This is a genomic window from Streptomyces sp. NPDC018610 (genome assembly GCF_044391765.1).
In the GTDB taxonomy this organism is placed as follows: Bacteria; Actinomycetota; Actinomycetes; order Streptomycetales; family Streptomycetaceae; genus Streptomyces.
Genome location: NZ_JBISAL010000005.1, coordinates 376,102 through 394,673, shown reverse-complemented (window position 1 = coordinate 394,673; position 18,572 = coordinate 376,102). Strand labels below are relative to the sequence as shown.

Annotated in this window: 22 protein-coding genes and 1 riboswitch; of the genes, 16 read left to right on the top strand and 6 right to left on the bottom strand. The window is 72.9% G+C overall.

All coding sequences use genetic code 11. The annotated features are described in order from the left end of the window. The first annotated feature begins 149 nt into the window (after positions 1-149). On the top strand, positions 150-602 hold the full coding sequence (locus ACH5A8_RS15940) for an ATP-binding protein (protein WP_399002203.1): 453 nt from the start codon (positions 150-152) through the stop codon (positions 600-602). Between the two features lie 152 nt (positions 603-754). Here ACH5A8_RS15940 and ACH5A8_RS15935 read toward each other — a convergent pair whose 3' ends face one another. Then, positions 755-1,228: a C40 family peptidase gene (locus ACH5A8_RS15935; protein WP_399002201.1), complete on the bottom strand. Its 474-nt coding sequence runs from the start codon at positions 1,226-1,228 to the stop codon at positions 755-757. A 3-nt stretch (positions 1,229-1,231) separates the two neighbouring features. Beyond that, positions 1,232-1,445, bottom strand: a riboswitch (cyclic di-AMP (ydaO/yuaA leader). Positions 1,446-2,437: 992 nt separating this feature from the next. Here ACH5A8_RS15935 and ACH5A8_RS15930 point away from each other — a divergent pair. From ACH5A8_RS15930 to ACH5A8_RS15895, 8 genes are all read left to right on the top strand, one after another. After that, a complete protein-coding gene (locus ACH5A8_RS15930; protein WP_399002199.1) occupies positions 2,438-2,797 on the top strand; it encodes an ANTAR domain-containing protein in 360 nt (119 codons plus the stop codon). Positions 2,798-3,234: 437 nt separating this feature from the next. Then, the gene (locus ACH5A8_RS15925) at positions 3,235-3,537 is read left to right on the top strand and encodes an urease subunit gamma (protein ID WP_399002197.1); all 303 of its coding nucleotides are present in this window, start codon (positions 3,235-3,237) and stop codon (positions 3,535-3,537) included. Between the two features lie 11 nt (positions 3,538-3,548). Continuing rightward, positions 3,549-3,860 carry an urease subunit beta gene (locus tag ACH5A8_RS15920; RefSeq protein WP_399002195.1) on the top strand — a complete coding sequence of 104 codons (312 nt, stop codon included), beginning with the start codon at positions 3,549-3,551 and terminating at the stop codon, positions 3,858-3,860. Then, positions 3,853-5,574: an urease subunit alpha gene (locus tag ACH5A8_RS15915; RefSeq protein WP_399002193.1), complete on the top strand. Its 1,722-nt coding sequence runs from the start codon at positions 3,853-3,855 to the stop codon at positions 5,572-5,574. The genes ACH5A8_RS15920 and ACH5A8_RS15915 overlap by 8 nt, the downstream gene beginning before the upstream one ends. Before the next feature lie 10 nt (positions 5,575-5,584). After that, a complete protein-coding gene (locus ACH5A8_RS15910) occupies positions 5,585-6,259 on the top strand; it encodes an urease accessory protein UreF (protein WP_399002191.1) in 675 nt (224 codons plus the stop codon). Between the two features lie 320 nt (positions 6,260-6,579). After that, positions 6,580-7,263 carry an urease accessory protein UreG gene (gene ureG, locus ACH5A8_RS15905; RefSeq protein WP_399002189.1) on the top strand — a complete coding sequence of 228 codons (684 nt, stop codon included), beginning with the start codon at positions 6,580-6,582 and terminating at the stop codon, positions 7,261-7,263. 98 nt (positions 7,264-7,361) lie between these two features. Continuing rightward, positions 7,362-8,204, top strand: a complete 843-nt coding sequence (locus ACH5A8_RS15900) for an urease accessory protein UreD (RefSeq protein ID WP_399002413.1) — start codon at positions 7,362-7,364, stop codon at positions 8,202-8,204. 120 nt (positions 8,205-8,324) lie between these two features. Continuing rightward, complete coding sequence (locus ACH5A8_RS15895; RefSeq protein ID WP_399002187.1) at positions 8,325-9,923, top strand: alpha/beta hydrolase; 1,599 nt, start codon at positions 8,325-8,327, stop codon at positions 9,921-9,923. Between the two features lie 81 nt (positions 9,924-10,004). On the opposite strand, the gene ACH5A8_RS15890 is transcribed toward ACH5A8_RS15895, so the two are convergent. Continuing rightward, positions 10,005-10,745 carry a lysophospholipid acyltransferase family protein gene (locus tag ACH5A8_RS15890; RefSeq protein WP_399002185.1) on the bottom strand — a complete coding sequence of 247 codons (741 nt, stop codon included), beginning with the start codon at positions 10,743-10,745 and terminating at the stop codon, positions 10,005-10,007. A gap of 159 nt (positions 10,746-10,904) precedes the next feature. Here ACH5A8_RS15890 and ACH5A8_RS15885 point away from each other — a divergent pair, with 159 nt between their 5' ends. From ACH5A8_RS15885 to ACH5A8_RS15870, 4 genes are all read left to right on the top strand, one after another. Continuing rightward, the gene (locus ACH5A8_RS15885) at positions 10,905-11,534 is read left to right on the top strand and encodes a DedA family protein (RefSeq protein WP_399002183.1); all 630 of its coding nucleotides are present in this window, start codon (positions 10,905-10,907) and stop codon (positions 11,532-11,534) included. A gap of 73 nt (positions 11,535-11,607) precedes the next feature. Continuing rightward, complete coding sequence (locus tag ACH5A8_RS15880; protein WP_399002181.1) at positions 11,608-12,246, top strand: DUF6153 family protein; 639 nt, start codon at positions 11,608-11,610, stop codon at positions 12,244-12,246. Between the two features lie 105 nt (positions 12,247-12,351). After that, positions 12,352-13,029 carry a DUF305 domain-containing protein gene (locus ACH5A8_RS15875; protein ID WP_399002179.1) on the top strand — a complete coding sequence of 226 codons (678 nt, stop codon included), beginning with the start codon at positions 12,352-12,354 and terminating at the stop codon, positions 13,027-13,029. Positions 13,030-13,182: 153 nt separating this feature from the next. Then, positions 13,183-13,695 (top strand): DUF4396 domain-containing protein, encoded by a 513-nt coding sequence (locus ACH5A8_RS15870; protein WP_399002177.1) that lies wholly within the window; start codon positions 13,183-13,185, stop codon positions 13,693-13,695. Between the two features lie 10 nt (positions 13,696-13,705). On the opposite strand, the gene ACH5A8_RS15865 is transcribed toward ACH5A8_RS15870, so the two are convergent. Next, on the bottom strand, positions 13,706-14,014 hold the full coding sequence (locus tag ACH5A8_RS15865; RefSeq protein ID WP_399002175.1) for a hypothetical protein: 309 nt from the start codon (positions 14,012-14,014) through the stop codon (positions 13,706-13,708). Between the two features lie 166 nt (positions 14,015-14,180). Here ACH5A8_RS15865 and ACH5A8_RS15860 point away from each other — a divergent pair, with 166 nt between their 5' ends. Further along, positions 14,181-14,600: a CBS domain-containing protein gene (locus ACH5A8_RS15860; RefSeq protein ID WP_399002174.1), complete on the top strand. Its 420-nt coding sequence runs from the start codon at positions 14,181-14,183 to the stop codon at positions 14,598-14,600. A 96-nt stretch (positions 14,601-14,696) separates the two neighbouring features. Here the strand turns inward: ACH5A8_RS15860 and rocD are convergent, their stop codons facing one another. From rocD to ACH5A8_RS15845, 3 genes are all read right to left on the bottom strand, one after another. After that, a complete protein-coding gene (rocD, locus tag ACH5A8_RS15855; protein WP_399002172.1) occupies positions 14,697-15,917 on the bottom strand; it encodes an ornithine--oxo-acid transaminase in 1,221 nt (406 codons plus the stop codon). Next, positions 15,914-16,726 carry a dimethylargininase gene (gene ddaH / locus ACH5A8_RS15850; protein ID WP_399002170.1) on the bottom strand — a complete coding sequence of 271 codons (813 nt, stop codon included), beginning with the start codon at positions 16,724-16,726 and terminating at the stop codon, positions 15,914-15,916. The genes rocD and ddaH overlap by 4 nt, the downstream gene beginning before the upstream one ends. Positions 16,727-16,868: 142 nt before the next feature. Next, positions 16,869-17,354, bottom strand: a complete 486-nt coding sequence (locus tag ACH5A8_RS15845) for an Lrp/AsnC family transcriptional regulator (RefSeq protein ID WP_399002168.1) — start codon at positions 17,352-17,354, stop codon at positions 16,869-16,871. Between the two features lie 77 nt (positions 17,355-17,431). Between ACH5A8_RS15845 and ACH5A8_RS15840 the strand changes: the two genes are divergently transcribed. Both ACH5A8_RS15840 and ACH5A8_RS15835 read left to right on the top strand, forming a co-directional pair. Next, the gene (locus ACH5A8_RS15840; protein WP_399002166.1) at positions 17,432-18,187 is read left to right on the top strand and encodes a LytR/AlgR family response regulator transcription factor; all 756 of its coding nucleotides are present in this window, start codon (positions 17,432-17,434) and stop codon (positions 18,185-18,187) included. 13 nt (positions 18,188-18,200) lie between these two features. Next, a complete protein-coding gene (locus tag ACH5A8_RS15835) occupies positions 18,201-18,560 on the top strand; it encodes a hypothetical protein (protein ID WP_399002164.1) in 360 nt (119 codons plus the stop codon). The last annotated feature ends 12 nt before the right edge of the window (positions 18,561-18,572 follow it).

The following is an 18,572-nucleotide window of genomic DNA, read 5'->3' as shown; positions in this document are numbered from 1 at the left end:
CGGGCGACAGATATATGCATATCTCGGTGGATCGCCACCGGGACCGCCCGGGTGATGGCAGTCTGACGGCGAAGCACCAGTCCGGGACCGTACTCGAACCATCCGCTCCGTGTCGGACCGCGGCCCCGTGGGAAAGGGACGACATCGCCATGGCAGACCTTCTGGAAGCATCCGTCACTCTGCCGAGCGATCCCGCCTCGGTCTCCGCCGCCCGCGCCTATGCGGTGGGCACCCTGGCGGAGTGGGGCCTGTCCGCGGAGACGGACACCGCCGACACCGTGCGGCTCATCGTCTCCGAGCTCGCGACCAACGCCGTACAGCACACTTTCGGGCAGTCGCCGACGTTCACGGTGGCCCTCCTCCTGGAGCGCGACGAACTGCTGCGCATCGGGGTCACCGACAGTCATCCACGGTTCCCGAAACGGCTGCCGGCCGCCGTCCAGCAGGACAACGGCCGGGGCATGGTGATCATCCGGTGTCTCGCCGCGGAGTGCGGCGGACGACTGACCGTGCGGCCCACCCGGGAGGGCGGGAAGACGGTCTGCATCGAGCTCCCGTGGACGGTCGACGACCGTCCGGCACCGTGCAGGCGGGAGCCGTAGCGCGCGACGTCGCGGGCCGTGGAGCCGGCGACCCGTGAACGACACGGGGAGACGGCCCGGGAACGCGGCGGCGCCGTGACGTCGGAGAGCGACGGCGCCGCGGACCGAGGGCGGTGACGGTGTCTCACCGGCCGTCCCCGCCCCCGGGCGGGTCAGTTGACCCGCCCGTACCACACGCTTCTGGTCCAGATCTTCTGCAGCCGCACCACGTCCCCGGTCTTCGGGGCGTGCCAGATCTTGCCCCCGCCGGCGTAGATGCCGACGTGGTAGACGTACGAACCCGAGTGGAAGAACACCAGGTCACCCGCGCGGCGGCTGCCCGCGGAGATGTGACGGGTCTTGTTGTACTGCTGTTCGGCCGTGCGGGGCAGCTTCTTGCCCGCCCTCTTGAACGAGTACAGCGTGAGTCCGGAGCAGTCGAACCGCCGTGGTCCCGTGGCGCCCCACTGGTAGGGGGAGCCCTTCTTGGACGCCGCGATCTGGAGAGCCCTCGTCGCGAGGGTCGCGGCTGAGGCGTCCCCGGCGGCGCCGGGCACCACGATCGAGCCGCCCACGGCGGCGATGGTCAGGGCCGAGGCCGTGCCGGCCCGGGCCATGAACGACGGGACACGATTGAGCGCAGTCATGCGCAACCCTTCGTCAGCCGCCTGTGAAGGATGACCTGTCGGATTCGGGCTGGCGAAGTTGCCCGGCCGCGTTGCCGCGGCTTCACCCCAAGGGCGGCTCGACCCGGTCATGGCGTGACCGTTCCGGCGACCCGTCGTGCTCGGGTCCTCCACTCCTGCCGATCCACTCCCGTCGACCGGTTGTCCGGGCGGCGGCAGGACTCGGCGTCCGCCCGGACCGCCCCGCCGCTGTGGCGGGGGCTTGTCGTCAGACAGGGATCTTCACCTACGGATGTCCGAAAATCCCAACGGAACCGGAGATCTGTGTTGTTACTCACCACTCACCCGTTCGGGTGGACACTCGCTCGCTCGAACGACTGTGTCCTCTTGCGGCGACGCCCGGACCAGCACCGGAGCATCCCATTCCGCCATCCGTGCGGGCTGGTCGCGCAACCGGAAGGGCCCCGAAAAAGGGTGTGTATCTACGCCGAAAGGCGGTACGTCATTTGGTCCGTTTCGGCTCACGCCCGCGGTCACGCGCCGTGTGACCGGCACGCGTGCCGGCATGGGTGCGGCCCGGGACGCCGCTGCGGGTGCGTCAACTGGCTCTCGCGAGCGGCAGGGTGACGCGGGCGGTCGGCCGCTCGCCGCCCAGGGCCCGCAGCGCCCGCAGCGGCCTCAGCGCCCGCGCCAGGGCGGCGTGTGCGGCTCGGGCCCGCCACGGCGGTGCGTCAGCGCGAGCACGTCCCGCAGTTCCGCCGCCGTGCGGCCTGAGCGCCTGAGGGGCGCTCAGGCCGCTGTGGCCTCCCCGGCCCGGATCGCTCCGGCCGAGCAGGGCCGCCGCGGCGCGGTAACGGCCGACCGGCTCCCCTCGGCGCGGTCAGCGCCGCCGGCGGCCTCGGGACGGTTCCGAGGGCGGCTCGGCGGGGTCGAGCGGCGGCGTCGGCGGCCCACCCCGCGTCCGGGTCCGGTGTCCGCCGGTGCGGTGCCCACGCGCTCGGCGGGCCCCGTGACCGCCCGGCGGCCGGCCGGGGGACGGGGGAGAGGGGGGCGTAGCGCATCCCTCCAGGGGGACGGTACCGGCCTGCGGGGCCGTCGGAGTCGGGAACGCACAGGACGTACGCGGCCCGGCCAGGGGCTTCGGACGGCGGGCCTCCGGTCGTGCGCGCCGTCGTCCTGGAGCAAGCTGGAGGTGGAACTCCGGCCGCTCGACGACCCAGGGGATCTGCAATGGTGTTCTTCGCGATTTCCAGGCGGCACCCCCTCCAGCTGCTGTCCACCACCGATCTGGTGCTGGAGCACGAGCGGCTGCACGAGGAGATCGACCAGATGCAGCGCGCCCTGACCTCGCACGCCGTCATAGACCAGGCCATCGGCGCGGTGGTCGCCTTCGGGCGGATCCCGCCCGATGACGCCTGGCGGGTCCTGCGGGAGGTCTCCCAGCGCACCAACACGAAGGTGCGCACGGTCGCCGAGCACGTCTTGAAGTTCGCGCAGGGCGGCGCCCTGTCCGACACCGAGCTGGAGGAGCTGAGGCGGGCGCTCGGCCGGCACGCGGCGCCCTGCTCCACGAGCCGCGCGCGGTCCTGAGCGGCACCGATTCGCCCGGTGGGGCGGGCGGACGTCCGCCCGGGCGCCCGGCCGGGCCGTCGGCGCACGGCGAGCGGCGCTGACGGCCCGCGCCGGCGCCACGTCCTGACGCCCGGGCCCCCGTGAACCCGTGTCCCGCGCCCCCGTGTGGCCCCCGTGACGTCCGTGACGCGCGTGACGTGCGGCGGCGGCGCCCCGTGTGGAGCAGCGGGGTCTTTCGGTTATGGAGCAGCCCAGCTTCCGGTCATGGAACGTCCAAGGTCTGGTTAACGTCGTCGAAACTCCCGCGAACTAACCTGCAGATCCACGCCACCTGCGGTTTTTCCGTCCGGATTGCCCAAGATCGGGGAGTCCGTCCCTGTGTTAGACCTGTCCCGTCGCGGTGGCTGCGGCAACCGGGCCCGCACGGTCCGGAGCGAGGACTGTGAGGTGGGCACATGCAACTGACCCCGCACGAACAAGAGAGACTGCTCATCCATGTGGCGGCCGACGTCGCCGAGAAGCGCCGGGCCCGTGGGCTGAGGCTGAACCACCCCGAGGCGATCGCCCTCATCACGTCGCACATCCTCGAGGGCGCCCGCGACGGCCGCACCGTCGCCGAACTGATGTCCTCCGGACGCAAGGTGCTCACCCGCGACGACGTCATGGAGGGCATCCCCGAGATGATCCACGACGTCCAGGTCGAGGCCACCTTTCCCGACGGCACCAAGCTCGTGACCGTCCACGAGCCGATCGTCTGAGGGGGGCCGCGGTGATTCCCGGAGAGATCCTGTTCGACGACGGCCCGATCACGTACAACGAGGGCCGTGAGGTCACGCGGCTGACCGTGCTGAACGCCGCCGACCGTCCCGTGCAGGTCGGCTCGCACTACCACTTCGCCGAGGCCAACCCCGGTCTGGAGTTCGACCGTGCCGCCGCGCACGGCAAGCGGCTGGACATCGCCGCGGGGACCGCCGTGCGCTTCGAGCCCGGCGTCCCCGTCGACGTCGCCCTGGTCCCGATCGCCGGCGCCCGCGTCGTGCCCGGACTGCGCGGCCGGATCGGAGGCTCCCTCGATGCCTGAGATCTCGCGCCCCGCCTACGCCGACCTGTTCGGCCCCACCACCGGCGACCGCATCCGGCTCGCCGACACCGATCTGCTGATCGAGATCGAGGAGGACCGCTGCGGCGGCCCCGGGCGCGCCGGTGACGAGGCCGTCTTCGGCGGCGGCAAGGTCATCCGCGAGTCCATGGGCCAGTCGCGCGCCACCCGCGCGGACGGCGCCCCCGACACCGTGATCACCGGTGTGGTCATCGTCGATCACTGGGGGATCGTCAAGGCCGACGTCGGCATCCGCGACGGCCGGATCACCGGCATCGGCAAGGCGGGCAACCCCGACACCATGGACGGCGTCCACCCGGACCTGGTCCTCGGCCCGGAGACCGAGATCATCGCGGGCAACGGGCGGATCCTGACCGCGGGCGCCATCGACGCGCACGTCCACTTCATCTGCCCGCAGGTCGCCGACGAGGCGCTCGCCTCCGGCATCACCACCCTCGTGGGCGGCGGCACCGGACCGGCCGAGGGCTCCAAGGCGACCACCGTGACCCCCGGCCCCTGGCACCTGGCGCGGACCCTGGAGGCGCTGGAGGCCTACCCGCTCAACATCGGTCTGCTCGGCAAGGGCAACACCGTCTCGCACGAGGCCATGCTGTCCCAGATCCGCGGCGGCGCCCTCGGCCTGAAGCTGCACGAGGACTGGGGATGCACGCCCGCGGTCATCGACGCCGCGCTCACCGTCGCCGACCGGACCGGCGTCCAGGTCGCCATCCACACCGACACCCTCAACGAGGCCGGTTTCGTGGGCGACACGCTCGCCGCGATCGCCGGCCGGGGCATCCACAGCTACCACACCGAGGGCGCGGGCGGCGGCCACGCGCCGGACATCATGACCGTGGTCTCCGAGCCGAACGTGCTGCCGAGCTCCACCAACCCGACCCGGCCGTTCACCGTCAACACCGTCGAGGAACACCTCGACATGCTGATGGTGTGCCACCATCTGAACCCGGCGGTCCCCGAGGACCTGGCGTTCGCCGAGTCGCGGATCCGCCCCTCGACCATCGGCGCCGAGGACGTGCTGCACGACCTGGGCGCCATCTCGATCATCTCCTCCGACTCCCAGGCCATGGGCCGCGTCGGCGAGGTGATCCTGCGGACCTGGCAGACGGCGCACATCATGAAGCGCCGCCGCGGCCTGCTGCCGGGCGACGGGCGCGCCGACAACCACCGGGTACGCCGCTATGTCGCCAAGTACACGATCAACCCGGCCGTCGCACAGGGCCTGGACCGCGAGATCGGCTCCGTGCGGACCGGCAAGCTCGCCGACCTCGTGCTGTGGGAGCCCGCGTTCTTCGGGGTCAAGCCGCTCCTCGTCATCAAGGGCGGCCAGATCGCGTACGCGCAGATGGGCGACGCGAACGCCTCGATCCCGACCCCGCAGCCCGTCCTGCCGCGCCCGATGTACGGGGCGATCGGCCGGGCGCCCGCGTCCAACTCGGTCACCTTCGTGGCCCCGCTCGCGATCGAGGACGGGCTGCCCGAACGGCTGCGGCTGGGCAAGCGCTTCGTCGCCATCGACTCGACGCGCGCGGTGACCAAGGCGGACATGCGCGAGAACGACGCGCGGCCCGACGTCGTCATCGACCCCGACAGCTTCGCGGTGCGCGTCGACGGCGAGCTGATCGAGTCCGTGCCGGCCGAGGAACTGCCCATGGCCCAGCGCTACTTCCTCTTCTGAGGGGGTGCCGATGTCAAGGGCAGCGCTCCTCGTCCTGGCCGACGGCCGCTTCCCCGCCGGAGGGCACGCGCACTCCGGCGGGGCGGAGGCGGCGGTCAGGGCCGGGCGGATCACCGGCGCGCCGGACCTGGCGGACTTCTGCCGGGGGCGGCTGCACACGGCCGGGCTGGTCGCGGCGGCCCTCGCCGCGGCCGCCGCGCTCGGCCACGATCCCCGCGCACTGGACGCGGCGGCGGACGCGCGGACCCCGTCGCCCGCGCTGCGGCTGGCCGCGCGCAAGCTCGGCCGGCAGCTGACGCGGGCCGCCCGGGCCACCTGGCCCGCCCCCGAACTGGACGCCCTGGCCGGTCGGTTCCCCAAGGGAGCCCACCAGCCGGTGGTGCTCGGGCTCACGGCCCGGGCCGCCGGGCTCGGCCCGGACGACGCGGCGTACTGCGCGGCGTACGAGTGTGTGAGCGGACCGGCCACGGCGACGGTGCGGCTGCTCAGCCTCGACCCGTTCGACGCGACGGCCGTACTGGCCCGGCTGGCACCGGAGTTGGACCAGGTCGTCGAGCGGGCGGTGGCGGCGGCCCGGCTCGTCGCGGTCGACGGCGTCGACGCGCTGCCCGCGTGCTCCGCGCCGCTGCTGGAGATCGCGGCCGAAGCGCACGCCGCCTGGCCCGTACGGCTGTTCGCGTCCTAAGGGCTGTCCCGTAATTCCTGGTGGATCAGTGCGCGGCGTCAGATGCGGTGGATCGCAAGGCGGAGGGGTGCCCGGATACTGGATGTATCCGGGCATTCCGGCAACGCGGCGAGGCGCCGTAGCTGTCGTCGCGCGCCCGCCAGGGATTACGGGACAGCCCTTAGGGGGCTCCAACCCCCGTCCCTGTCCCGTCCTCCTTCCCATCTCCGGGGCTGCCCCCCGCACTCCGGACCCCGGCCGGCGCCCTCGGCCCTGCCCTGTCCTCCGACAGGCCGGGCGGGCCGCCGGATCCCGGCCGGGCCGACCACTGGAGCCGTGTCATGCACCTCGATCATTCCCACCCCACCGCCCCCGCCGTCAGCGCCGACGCGCACCGGCCCGACGGCACCCGCCGGGCCGTCCGGATCGGCCTCGGCGGACCCGTCGGGTCCGGGAAGACCGCCACCGTCGCCGCCCTGTGCCGGGCGCTGCGCGACGAAGTGTCGCTCGCCGTCGTCACCAACGACATCTACACGCGCGAGGACGCCGAGTTCCTGCTGCGCCAGGCCGTGCTGCCGCCCGAGCGGATCACCGCCGTGGAGACGGGCGCCTGCCCGCACACGGCGATCCGGGACGACATCTCGGCCAACCTGGAAGCGGTCGAGGACCTGGAGGACGCCGTCGGCCCGCTGGACCTGATCCTCGTGGAGTCCGGCGGGGACAACCTCACCGCGACCTTCTCCAGGGGGCTCGTCGACGCGCAGATCTTCGTGATCGACGTGGCGGGCGGCGACGACATCCCGCGCAAGGGCGGTCCCGGTGTCACCACCGCGGACCTGCTCGTCGTGAACAAGACCGACCTCGCGCCGTACGTCGGCTCCGACCTGGCGCGGATGGCCGCCGACGCGAAGGCCGCCCGCGGCGAGCTGCCGGTCGTCCTCCAGTCGCTGCGCGCCGAGGGCGGAGTGGCTGACGTCGCCGCCTGGGTGCGGGCGCGGATCGCGGCGTGGACGGCACGGTCGTGACGGCGGCCGCCACGGCCTCGCCGGGCACGCGAGCGACGGACACGCGGGCGACGGACACGGACGCGACGGCCGTCACCCCGGCGACGGACACGGAGGCCATGACCGTCACCCCGGCGACGGCCGTGGTCCCCGCCGCGCGGGCGATCGCCGCGACCTCGGCCGGAGTGCGGGCCGCCGCCCGGATCGTCGCCAGGGACGACGGCCGGGGCGGCACCTGCCTGCCCGTGCTGGAGGGCGAGGGTCCGCTCGCGCCGCGCCGCACCCGGGGGCACGGCGGCGAGGCCCGCGTCCTGCTGGTCGGCGCGATGAGCGGACCCCTCGGCGGCGACCGCTTCACCGTCGGCACACACGTCGAGGCCGGGGCCCGGCTGCGGATCGGGTCGGCGGCGGCCACCATCGCCCTGCCGGGGCAGGCGCCGGGTCCGGCCCACTACGACGTACGGCTCACCGTCGCCGACGGTGGCGCACTGCACTGGCTGCCGGAACAGCTGATCTCCGCCCACGGCAGCGACCTGCGCGTCACCACGCGCGCCGACCTGGCCCCGACCGCGCGCCTGGTGCTGCGCGAGGAACAGGTGCTCGGCCGCGCCGCCGAGCAACCCGGCAGGCTCACCAGCCGCCTCGCCGTCCGCATCGGCGGACACGTCGTGCTGGACCAGGAGTTGTCCTGCGGGCCGGGCGCGCCGGGCGGCTGGGACGGGCCCGCGGTACTGGCCGGGCACCGAGCGGTCGGCCAACTGGTCCTGGTGACACCTGAGTTCGCCCGGGTCCCGGCGCCGGCCCGCGTCCTGGGCGAGGGAGCCGTCCTCGTCCCGCTCGCCGGTCCGGCCGCTCTGGTCAGCGCGGTCGCGTCCGACGCGCTGCGGCTGCGCCGGCTGCTGGACGAGGCACTGGCCGAGTTCGGCCGCCTCTTTCCGGGGCCGTCGCCGGATCTCCGCTGAGCGGAACACACCACGTCGGTTATCGGATTGGTAAAGAAGGTCAACGCCCCCTGTTCTCAGCCGCCTCACAGCCGGAAGGATCCCCGTACTAATCCGTAACGATGTACGGGGAGGTCCCACTTGAGGGACATCAGACCGAAGAACCGGGTCCTGGCGCTCGGTTCGGCCGGCGCGCTGGTCACGGCGACCCTGATAGCCGGCGCCGTGGCGGCCCCCGCAGCCAGCGCGGACAGCCGCCACGGCCAGGACCGCGAGGCCCACGGCGCCGCGATCGCCGCGGACCGCGCGGCCCGGACCGGCATCGACTGGCAGGACTGCCCCGCCGACTGGGGGCTGGCCAAGCCCATCCAGTGCGGCTACGTCTCCGTGCCGCTCGACTACGCCCACCCCTACGGCAAGCAGATCAAGCTCGCCGTCGACCGCGCCGCCAGTACCGGCACGAAGGAGGAGCGCCAGGGCGCCCTCGTCTACAACCCGGGCGGTCCGGGCGGCTCGGGCCTGCGCTTCCCGACCCGCGTCACCGCCAAGAACCCCCTGTGGACCGACGTCTCCAAGGCCTATGACTTCGTCGGCTTCGACCCGCGCGGCGTCGGCCACTCCACGCCGATCTCCTGCATGGACCCGCAGGAGTTCGTCAAGGCGCCCAAGATGGACCCGGTGCCCGACTCCGAGGCCGACAAGCGCGCCCAGCGCAAGCTGGCCCGCGAGTACGCCGACGGCTGCCTGGAGCGCACCGGCAAGGCGATGCTCCAGCAGATGACGACCCCGAACACCGCCCGCGACCTGGACGTCATCCGCGCCGCGCTCGGCGAGAAGAAGATCAACTACCTGGGTGTCTCCTACGGCACCTACCTCGGCGCCGTCTACGGCACCCTGTTCCCGGGTCACGTCCGCCGCATGATCGTGGACAGTGTCGTCAACCCGGACCGCGACAACATCTGGTACGAGGCCAACCTCAACCAGGACGTCGCCTTCGAGGGCCGCTGGAAGGACTGGCAGGACTGGGTCGCCAAGAACGACGCCGCCTTCCACCTCGGCACCACCCGCGACGCCGTCCAGGCCAAGTGGCTCCAGCTGCGCGCCGACGCGAAGAAGCACCCGATCGGCGGCGTGGTCGGCCCGGCCGAGCTGCTCGGCCTCTTCCAGAGCGCCCCGTACTACGACTCCTCGTGGGTCCCGGTGGCCACGGTGTTCAGCAAGTACTTCGCCGGCGACACCCAGGCCCTCGTCGACGCCGCCGCCCCGGACATGTCCGACACCGCGGGCAACATCTCCTCGGAGAACGGCAACGCCGTCTACACGGCCGTCGAGTGCACCGACACCAAGTGGCCCACCAGCTGGAACAAGTGGGACCGGGACAACACGCGGCTGAACGCCAAGTACCCGTTCCTGACCTGGTCCAACGCATGGATGAACTTGCCGTGCGCCACCTGGCCGGTCAAGCAGCAGAAGCCGGTGGACGTCAAGACCGGCAAGGGTCTGCCGCCGGTGCTGATCGTGCAGTCCACGCGGGACGCGGCCACCCCGTACGAGGGCGCCGTCGCACTGCACCAGCGCTTCAAGGGCTCGCGTCTGATCACCGAGAAGGACGCCGGCTCCCACGGCGTCACCGGCCTGGTCAACCCGTGCGTCAACGACCGGGTGAACGCCTATCTGCTCAGCGGCGAGGTGGACCGCGCGGACGTGACCTGCGCCCCGCACGCCACGCCGAAGCCGTAACGGCCCGGCCTGGCGGCTACGCGTGCACGCGAAGGGACGGCCGGTCTCACCGGCCGCCCCTTCGCCGTACCACGACGGCCGTCAACTCAGCGGCGGGCGCGGCGACTTCCTCACGGCCCGCCCGGTCCTCTTCCCGGCGGCCCGGGCGGCCTCCTCCGCCTTGGCCACGGCGGCGTACCGGTCGACGTACTCCTGCCCCGACAGTGACAGGATCGCGTACATGATCTCGTCCGTGACGGCGCGCAGGACGGTCTTCTCGCCCTCCATGCCGGCGTAGCGGGAGAAGTCCAGGGGTTCGCCGAAACGGATGACGACGGGACGGATCCTCGGGACGACGCGGCCCGGCGGCTGCGCCTCGAAGGTGCCGATCATCGCGCACGGGACGACCGGCACCCCGGCCTCGAGGGCCATGACCGCGACGCCGACCTTCCCCTTGTAGAGCCGGCCGTCGTGCGAGCGGGTGCCCTCGGGGTAGATGCCCAAAAGGTCGCCCGCCCGCAGCACCCCGAGCCCCTCCCGGATCGCGGCCCGGCCGGCCTCCTTGCCGGAGCGGTCGACCGGGATCTGCCCGGCGCTGCGGAAGAAGGCGGCGGTGAGACGGCCCTTGAGGCCGGGACCGGTGAAGTACTCCGCCTTGGCGAGGAACGTGATGCGTCGCGTGAGCACCGCCGGCATCAGGAAGTGGTCGGCGAACGAGAGGTGGTTGCCCGCGACGATGGCCGGCCCGGAGGCCGGCACGTGCTCCAGCCCCTCGATGCGCGGCCGGAAGAGCAACCGCAGCAGCGGCCCCAGCAGGACGTATTTGAGCAGGTGGTAGAACAAGGGGTCGCTCCTCACTCGCGCGGGTCCGCCCGACCGCCGCGTTCTCGCAGGTCAACCTCTGTGTTGTGGGGTGCAAGTGTAAGTGGGGGCAGGGGCGCGCGGAACCGGGCGCGCGGCGGTTGCCGGATCCCGCGCGCCGGGCGACGTACGGTGGGAACCATGCCTCCTCCGCTTCCGGGACCGCTGGAGCACCTGGCACCGCTGCTCGGCCACTACGGCTACTGGGCCGTCGGCGGCGTCGTCTTCGTGGAGGACTTCGGCATCCCCGCACCCGGCGAGACGATCCTGATCGCGGCGGGCGTGTACGCCGGGGCGGGCGAGCTGAACGTGGTGGCGGTGGGGCTGATCGCGTTCGTCGCCGCCGTCGTCGGGGACAACATCGGCTATCTGATCGGCCGTTTCGGTGGCCGGGCGTTCGTCCACCGCTGGGGGAAGTACGTCTTCCTGACGCCCGAGCGGTTCGAGTCGGCGGAGCGGTTCTTCACCCGGCACGGCGGCAAGATCGTCACCGTGGCCCGCTTCGTCGAGGGCCTGCGCCAGGCCAACGGCATCATCGCCGGCACCACCGGGATGCACTGGCTGCGCTTTGTGGCCTTCAACGCGCTCGGCGCGGCGCTGTGGGTCGGCTTCTGGCTGACCCTCGCCTACTCCGCGGGCACCCACATCGGCGCCGTCTACGACACGATCAGCCGGTACGAGGTGTACGTGCTCGCCGGGATCGGCGTCCTCGTCGCCGCGCTGGTCGCCCGGCACCTGCTGCGGCGCCGGCGCCGGAACCAGGAGTCCTGACCCGTCCGACGCGCCGGCCGCGGGGCGGGAGGGGGTGCACGGGGCGGCGCGGCGCACTCCGTACGATGGGCGCATGACGTCCGGCGCCCGCACCCGCTTCGCGGTGAGCCGTGCCGGGCGGACGCTGCTCGTCCTGGCCGTACTGGCCGGGGTCTTCGCGATGCACGCGCTGTCACCCGCCGGCATGCCCGCCTCGGGCGAGCACGGCGCCCTGACGACTCTCACCGCGTCGGGCCACCGTGCCATGACGGCCCTTGCCGCGTCCGGCCACCGTGACATGACGGCCGGCCCCTCGTTGGGGCATGGCGTCCTCGCCATGACGGCTCCTGCCGGATCCGGACACGGTGCGGCTCCTGCCGCAGCCGGGCGCGGGGCGGTCCCTGCCGTGTCCGGGCACGACGCGGCGACGGCGTACGCGCCGGTCCGGGGCCACCGTCCGGTTCCCGCCCGTGCCGGCGGGGTGCTCCCGCCCCCGACCCGGGTCTGCCCCCCGTCCTTCGACGCCTCCGGCTGCGGCGGCACGGCGATGGCGCACGCCGGCGGCACCTGCGCGGCGGCCGGGGTCTCGGTGTCGTACACGCCGCCCGCGCCGCTGCCCGCGCCGGGCCGCACGGCCACGCCGCCCGTCGGGGCCCGCACCGGTCCGGCGGCCGGGCCGTCCGGGGGCCGGGCGCCGCCCGACCTCGCCGAGCTCCAGCTCCTGCGGATCTAGAGACGCCCGCACGACGCCCCGCCCCGGGCGACGTGCTCCGGCCCGTCTCACGATCCGCCGTTCCCGCGTGCCCGCACGCGGGCTCAACGAGGAGCTTCATCACCCATGGCCATCAGCCGTTCCCCCCTTCGTCGTTCCCTTCTCCGCCCGGCCGCCGCGGTGGCCGTGGCGGTGACCGCCGCACTGGTGCTGACCGCCTGCGGCGGCGACGGCGGCTCCGCCTCGCCGCACCGCCCGGGCCACGGTACGGGGGCCGCCGCCCCCTCCGCCGGGCACACCGGCCACAACGCGCAGGACGTCGCGTTCGCGCAGCAGATGATCCCGCATCACCGCCAGGCCGTCGCGATGGCCGCACTGGCTCCCACGCGGGCGAACTCGCAGCAGGTCAAGGACCTCGCCGCGAAGATCAGGAAGGCCCAGGACCCGGAGATCGACACCATGACCGGCTGGCTGAGGGACTGGGACGCGGCCGTTCCGGACGCCGACGCCTCCGCGATGGCGGACATGCCGGGCATGGACCACTCGGGCTCGGGCCACTCCGCCGCGCCGATGCCCGGCATGATGTCGGACGCCGACATGAGCGGACTGGAGAAGATGTCCGGCGACGCCTTCGACCGGGCCTTCCTGCGGATGATGATCGGCCATCACGAGGGCGCGCTCGCCATGGCGCGCACCGAGCGGGCCCAGGGCGACTACGGCCCGGCCATCGCGCTGGCGAAGTCGATCGTCACCTCGCAGTCGGCCGAGATCTCCGGAATGAGGAAGATGCTCGGCGAGCGGTAGTCCGCCCGTCCCTCACCGCTTCACCCTTCCGGGGCAGCCGCACGACCGGGCCGCCCCGGAAGGGGCCCCGTCGCCCGGACCACTGGTTCAGGAATACCCCCCAGGGGTATGTTGTTCCGGTTCGGTGAGACCTCATCAGCAAGGGGAGCGACGATGACACACCCGGCACGGCACCACGAGGAACACCACCACGGCGGGCACCATCACGACGGGCGCCACCCCGCTCTTGCGGGCGGCTCCTGGCGCACGGCCGCGCAGGCGACGCTGCACTGCCTGACCGGCTGCGCCGTCGGCGAGGTGCTCGGCATGGTCGTCGGCACGGCCGCCGGGCTGCACAACGCGGCCACGGTCGTCGTCTCGATCGCCCTCGCCTTCGTCTTCGGCTACGCGCTGACCATGCGCGGAGTGCTGCGCGCCGGACTCCCGCCGCGGCGGGCGCTCAAGGTCGCCCTCGCCGCCGACACGGTCTCCATCGCGGTGATGGAGCTGATCGACAACACGGTGATGGTGGGCGTCCCCGGCGCGATGGACGCGGGCCTGTCCGACGCCCTGTTCTGGGTCTCGCTGGTCCTCTCCCTCGCCCTGGCCTTCGTGGTGACCACTCCGGTCGACCGGTGGATGATCGGCCGGGGCAAGGGCCACGCGGTGGTGCACGCGTACCACTGACGCGGACGGGTCAGGGATAGCGGCGGTCGTCCGGGCGCGTCGGGTCGTTCACCGGGCCGCCGCCCGTCCGGCCGTAGTTCCTGGCCACCTTGTGGCTGCGCCGCCGGTGGTTGGCGGTGCCCAGGAAGAGGAGCATCCCCAAGCAGAAGATCAGGGCCAGGGCGAGCCCGGCGCTGAAGAGGGCGAGGGGGCTCATGGTGGCGATGTGGTTGCCGAGGACCGACACCGGGTAACCGGGCCCGCCGGACATGTTGCTTGCGATGGCCAGAACGACGAACGCGGCGGTGGCCGCGAGGAGGAGCAGGCCGATGAGCAGCATGGGAGTCATCTCCTCAGGAAGTGCCGTCTCGCCGCCGGGTACCCGCATCCCGTCGAGCGAACGGAATGTTCCGTTCCGCATGTCGTGTGCGGCGCCGCCCGGCCCGGGTACCCGGCGCCACGCAGTGCGGTGAACGGCACCGCAGGACCTGACGAAGGGAGGCGTCATGGCTCAGCACGTCCGCGACATCATGACCAGCCGACTGGTGACGGTGGAGCCGCAGACCTCGGTGACGGCGGTGGCCCAGAAGATGCGCGACGAGGACATCGGGATCGTCCTGGTGACCGAGGGCGACGAGCTGCGCGGACTGGTCAGCGACCGTGACCTGGTGGTGCGTTCGCTCGCCGAGGGCGGTGACCAGGAGCAGCGGACCGTGGCCTCCGCGTGCAGCGGCGACATCATCACCATCACTCCCGACGAGGACGTCGACCAGGCGGCGCGGCTGATGCGCGAGCACTCCGTGCGCCGTGTCCCGGTCGTCGACCACGGGCAGACCGTGGGCATCGTCTCCATCGGCGACCTCGCCATCGAGCGGGACCCCGACTCGGCACTCGGGGACATCAGCGCGGCGAAGTCCAATCAGTAGGCCCGCCCGTGCGCACGGAACCGGGGGCGCCCCCTGACGGGACGCCCCCGGTCGGCGTACCGGGCCGCTGTTCGGCCGGCACCGGGCCGCCGGTGCTCAGGAGGCCAGCACCCCCGCCAAGGTCCCGAGGGCCGACCGCAGTTCGGTCTCCGTGATCGTCAGCGGCGGGGCCAGGCGGATCGTGGAACCGTGGGTGTCCTTGACCAGGACGCCCTCCCGCATCAGGCGCTCGCTGATCTCCCGTCCGGTGCCGAGGGCCGGGTCGACGTCGACGCCCGCCCACAGACCGCGCGAGCGGAACCCGACCACCCCCCGGCCGACCAGATCGGTCAGCCCCTCGCGCAGCACGGCGCCCAGCTCGGCCGCCCGGCGCTGGAATTCGCCCGTCTCCAGCAGTTCGACCACCGCCGTGCCGACGGCGGCGGCCAGCGGATTGCCGCCGAAGGTCGACCCGTGCTCGCCCGGCCGCAGCACGCCGAGCACCTCGCGGCTGCCCACCACCGCCGACACCGGCACGATGCCGCCGCCCAGCGCCTTGCCGAGCAGCACGACGTCCGGCGTCACGCCCTCGTGCTCGACGGCGAGCGTGCGCCCGGTGCGGCCGAGCCCCGACTGGATCTCGTCCGCGACGAACAGACAGCCCGCCCGACGGGTCAGCTCCCGCACCCCGGCGAGGTAGCCGTCGTCGGGCACGATCACCCCGGCCTCGCCCTGGATCGGCTCGATCAGCACGGCCGCCGTCGTCTCGTCGACCGCCGCCTCCATGGCCGCCAGGTCGTTGTAGGGCACGATCCTGAAGCCCGGAGTGAACGGACCGAAGCCCGACCGCGCCGTCTCGTCCGTCGAGAAGCTGACGATCGTCGTGGTACGGCCGTGGAAGTTGTCCGCGGCCACCACGATCGTCGCCCGGTCGGCGGGCACGCCCTTGACCTCGTAAGCCCACTTGCGGGCCACCTTGACGCCGCTCTCCACCGCCTCCGCGCCGGTGTTCATCGGCAGCACCATGTCCTGGCCGGTCAGCTCCGCCAGCCGCTCGGCGAACGCGGCGAGCCTGTCGTTGTGGAAGGCCCGCGAGGTGAGGGTGAGCCGGTCGAGCTGCCGGTGGGCCGCCTCGATCAGCGCCGGATGGCGGTGGCCGAAGTTCAGCGCGGAGTAGCCGGCCAGCATGTCCAGGTAGCGGCGGCCCTCCACGTCCTCCACCCAGGCGCCCTCCGCGTGGGCGACGACCACCGGCAGCGGGTGGTAGTTGTGCGCGAGTACGGGCTCCTCGGCGCGGATCAGCTCGTCGGAGGTGCGGGTGCGTGCGGGTGCGGTCATGAGCGGATCTCCTGGGTGCAGCACTTGATGCCGCCGCCCGCCTTGTGGAACTCGGACAGGTCGACGGGGACGGGCAGATATCCATGGTGCGCCAGCTGCTCGGCGAGCGCCGTGGCACCGGGGGAGACGAACACGTGGCGGCCGTCGGAGACGGAGTTCAGCCCGAAGGCCATCGCGTCCTCGCGGGTGGCGATCACCGCGTCCGGGTAGAGCCGGGCGAGCACCTCTCGGCTGCCCGGCGAGAAGGCCTTCGGGTAGTAGGCGATGTTCTCGTCGTCGAGGACGAACAGCGCCGTGTCCAGGTGGTAGAAGTACGGGTCCACCAGGGTCAGGCCGATCACCGGGACGCCCAGGAACTCCTGCGCCTCGCGATGGGCCTCCCGGGTGGTGCGGAAGCCGGTCCCGGCCAGCACCCAGCGGCCGGCCGGGACGAAGTCGCCCTCGCCCTCGCACACCGACTCGGGGCGGTAGACGTCGAAGCCGGCCGATTTGAACCAGGTGTCGTAGGGGACCGACTCGGGGCGCCGCTCGGGCGCCTTGAACAGGGAGCCGAAGACGCGCCCGCCGACGACGACGGCCGCGTTGGCGGCGAAGACCATGTCCGGCAGGCCGGGCACGGGTTCCACGGTCCGGACGGTGTGACCGTGGGCGCGGTAGGCGTCGATCAGCGCCCGCCACTGGGCCTGGGCGAGCGGGACGTCCACCGGACGGTCCGGACGCATCCAGGGGTTGATCGCGTACTGCACGGCGAAGTGTCTGGGTTCGCAGACGAGGAAGCGCCGCCGGCGCGGCACACGCGGTTCGGACACAGAGGGGTTCCTCCGTTTCCCGGGTGTCGACTGAGGGTTGACACCAAGGTAGGAAGCGGCGAACACGGACGACAAGGAACAAACCCTGCGTGTCCGAGCAGGATCGCTGCGTCTTCATCCGCCCCCGCGCACGAGAGCTGCGTCACTGGGGGGCCGGATGGCTGGCTCCGGCTTCCGGGCTGTCCGGCAGCAGGTGGGAGAGGACCATCACGCTGATCGTCTTGCGGATGAACGGCTCCGTCCGGATCCGCTCCAGCACCTCCTCGAAGTGCTCCACGTCCCGCGCCCGCACATGCAGCAGCGCGTCCGCGCCGCCGGTCACGGTCATCGCCGCCGTGATCTCCGGATGGTTGCGCACCACCTCGGCCAGCCGCCGCGGCGGCGCCGCGCCCTCGCAGTACACCTCGACGTACGCCTCCGTGCGCCAGCCCATCGCCGACGGCTTCACCGTGGCCGTGAACCCGGTGATCACGCCCGCCTCGCGCAGCCGGTCCACCCGACGCTTGACGGCGGTGGCCGACAGGCCGACGGCCGTGCCGATCTCCGCGAAACTCGCACGGGCGTTCGCCATCAGGGCGGTGAGGATCTTCCGGTCGAGGTCGTCGAACGGGGTGGGCCTGCTGCTCATGCCGGCACTGTATCCAGCGTGAACGCCCGTGCCCGGCACATGTCCAGCCGGGGCTTTCGCCCCTACACTCCACGTTCATGCTGCGCGCCCTCGCCGTCGACGACGAACGCCCCTCGCTCGAGGAACTGCTTTACCTGCTCAACGCCGACCCCCGCATCGCCGCCGTCGAAGGGGCCGGCGACGCCACCGAGGCGCTGCGCCGCATCAACCGGGCGCTGCCGAGCGGCCCGGGCGGGCCCGACGCCGTCGACGTGGTCTTCCTCGACATCCAGATGCCCGGCCTCGACGGTCTCGACCTGGCCCGGCTGCTGGGCCAGTTCGCCCGGCCGCCGCTGATCGTGTTCGTCACCGCCCACGAGGACTTCGCCGTCCAGGCCTTCGACCTCAAGGCCGTCGACTACGTCCTCAAGCCCGTCCGCCGCGAACGGCTGGCCGAGGCCGTGCGCCGCGCCGACCGCCTGCACGCCGCCGCACCGGACATACCGGTGAGCGAGCCCGACCCGGACCACCTGCCCGTCGAACTCGGCGGCGTCACCCGCTTCGTCGCCGTCGACGACATCACCCACGTCGAGGCGCGGGGCGACTACGCCCGCCTGCACACCGGCACGGGCACCCACCTCGTCCGCATCCCGCTGTCCGCGCTGGAGGAACGCTGGCGCGCCCGCGGCTTCGTCCGTATCCACCGCCGCCACCTGGTCGCCCTGCGCCACATCGGCGAACTCCGCCTGGACGCCGGCTCGGTGAGCGTGCTGGTCGGCTCCGAGGAACTCCAGGTCAGCCGCCGCCACGCACGCGAGCTGCGGGACCTGCTGATGCGCCGCACGGCGCGGTAGGGAGACGTACGCCATGCCGCAGGACGCCACCGAACGCCGGGTCGTCGTCACCGGCCCGCCCCGGCGCGCCCGCCGGACCCCGGGCCACTACCGTCCGCGCACCGAGATCGACGAGCAGACCACCCTCGGCCACACCTACGTCCGCTCCCTCATGCGCAGCCAACTGCGCACCTCCCTCACGGTGTTCGCGGTGCTCGCCCTGCTCGTCGGCCCGCTGCCGCTGGTGTTCGCCGCCGCCCCCGAGGCCCGCCGCCTCACCTGGGCGGTCCTCGGCTTCTGCCTCTACGCCCCCCTCGTCCTGCTCGCCCGCTGGTACGTGCGCCGCGCCGAACGCAACGAACGCGACTTCGTCCGCCTCGTCGAGGACCGCTGAGGCCGCCCGCAC